The organism is Paenibacillus ihuae (assembly GCF_001368795.1).
In the GTDB taxonomy this organism is placed as follows: domain Bacteria; phylum Bacillota; class Bacilli; order Paenibacillales; family Paenibacillaceae; genus Paenibacillus_AQ; species Paenibacillus_AQ ihuae.
Genome location: NZ_LN831198.1, coordinates 1,645,636 through 1,647,720, shown reverse-complemented (window position 1 = coordinate 1,647,720; position 2,085 = coordinate 1,645,636). Strand labels below are relative to the sequence as shown.

At 49.2% G+C, this 2,085-nt stretch carries 2 protein-coding genes; one reads left to right on the top strand and one right to left on the bottom strand.

Annotated elements, in window-relative coordinates:
* A partial coding sequence (locus tag AQR02_RS07280) for a hypothetical protein (RefSeq protein ID WP_209444133.1) occupies positions 1-596 on the top strand: 596 nt, incomplete at its 5' end.
* A 335-nt stretch (positions 597-931) separates the two neighbouring features.
* Here the strand turns inward: AQR02_RS07280 and AQR02_RS07275 are convergent.
* On the bottom strand, positions 932-1,873 hold the full coding sequence (locus AQR02_RS07275) for a stalk domain-containing protein (protein WP_054940012.1): 942 nt from the start codon (positions 1,871-1,873) through the stop codon (positions 932-934).
* Between the last annotated feature and the right edge of the window lie 212 nt (positions 1,874-2,085).

Sequence of the window (2,085 nt, the reverse complement as noted above, 5' to 3'; positions counted from 1 at the left end):
ACATCATTCTAAGGACCGCAGGTTCTGATTTGCGCAGGGTTCCCGCTTACGGCATTAACGGCGGCTTCTTCTATGGTACCGATCTCCTGTCGGTGGCGATCATGAATGATCTCCCGGTGAATGGTGACAAGGGCGCTTATGGCTCCGGCTGGTTCAACGCTAAATATGCACGCGGCACGCTGGTCTGGGACGGAGCTGCCGGCAGGCTGTCGGTGCAAACTGTATCTTCGGGCGATGAGCTGTCCGTCAGCGACCGGAGTCATTACTGGGCCCAGGGCGGCATCAGCATGAATCTGCAGCAGGAAGGGCTGTGGGCAGCCGCGATTGCTGCCGAGCATCTGCCTTACGCAGACGAGCAGCGGATGCGCTCCGGACTCGTCTATGACGAAACCGGGAAGCTGTGGCTGATCGTCACGCCAACACTCTGTACGGCGGAAGAGTTCCGTACAGCTGTACTGCAAACCGTTCCCGGCAATGGACGGGAGGGCATCTTCCTCGACGGCGACGGCTCCTCACAGATGAATGCTGACGAAGCTGTCCTGACCGGTGACTCCCGTCCGGTCGTGCAGATGATTGCCGTGGCAGGCGGCAAATGAATGTACACAAAAGAAGCAGGACCAGCGGGATCTCCGTGCTGGCTCTGCTTCTTTTTCATGTGAATGTTATCCTGCCCTTCCGCATCTGGCAAAATTGCTCATAGTTACTTCCCAGAAACGTCTGAAGTAAGTGATCACCTTTTCCTTTGTACTGAATATGAGCGGCAGAAGATAATACTCCCTATCGCCGACGGTAATCTCTTCATTAAGGTCCCCGGAATGTAACACCTCGAACCAGACACCTTCCACCGCATCAATTAAAGCTTTTAGCTCACCCGGTGATTGTACACGAGGAGAGAACTTTTTGCAGCATGGACTTGATTTAGATTGGCGCGTTATTCCTGGAGTTTAAAGCTTGTTTTGATTAAGTCAATGTAGGAAACCAATTTGTGATACTCCGCTGTCTGCTCTTCATTCTCCGTATCATACTGCACATCGCCCGGAAGAATGATCGTAAACACCTTGTCTCCCTGCTCACCGAGTTTCCAGATTTGCGCAACCTCCTGAGTCACCGCGCCTTGCTCTTTCCATTCTTGTGCAGTCCACACCAGGATTGAAAATATAATTCCGTTCTGATTGGTCACAAAATGAATGCTTTCCCGGTTTGAAGCTGCGTTTACCGAAGACTCTACCTTGTATCTCCCCTCCCAGTAAGCTGGAAGCTGCAGCGTAAAATTATATTTGGGATTCTTGTAGATAAAGGAGACAGGCTTGGGAACAAGCTTGTCATTCACAGCATCGACATGCAGAATAGCAGTGGTATAGGCTCTGAAATCCCCCGTTCCTTTAGCTGTAAAGACTTGGGCTTCGACTCCAAACTGATTTCCTTTAATCAGAACTTCGCCTATCTTCCTGCTGCTGTCATTGTAAAATGAGAGTGTGGCGGAGATTTTATTCTTACTGTTGCCTACCCCGGCAAATATTAGCTGGCCCGTGGCTATGGAATTCCCGCCCGATTGGGTCACAATGAGATTACCGACTCTTATGTCTGCGTAATCCGGGTCTTTAAGATTCAGCTCCCTGTTCTTGACAATAATCCTCTGCAGCTCCGCATCATAGCCCACTGTAGCACCCAGATTCTCTGCGATAAAACGCAGCGGCACATAGGTGGAGCCGTTCACATTAAGCGCCTGGACACTGCTGCTTGGTGTCACCGTACTGCCGTTGATTTCGAAGCTTGCCGGAAACAATAAAGCCTTGATAGAGCCTGATGCGAAGGCAACAGATGAACTAGCAATAACCAGGCCGCATAGCAGGCCGAGAATAAATTTTCTCAAAATTCCACCTCTTTCCTGTATAAAAGTTTTACTCTATATAACTTAATTAGTTTCTATAATTTAGGAGTTGATTTCTATAATAAAAAAAGCAAGCCGACTCCCGGATTGCCCGGTTTCAGCTTGCTTATGAAGGAAAGGTTGAGACCATTACGGCCAGATTTGATCCAGCTTATCCGAATAGAACGAGATCGCTTTGTCTGTAATCTTTAATT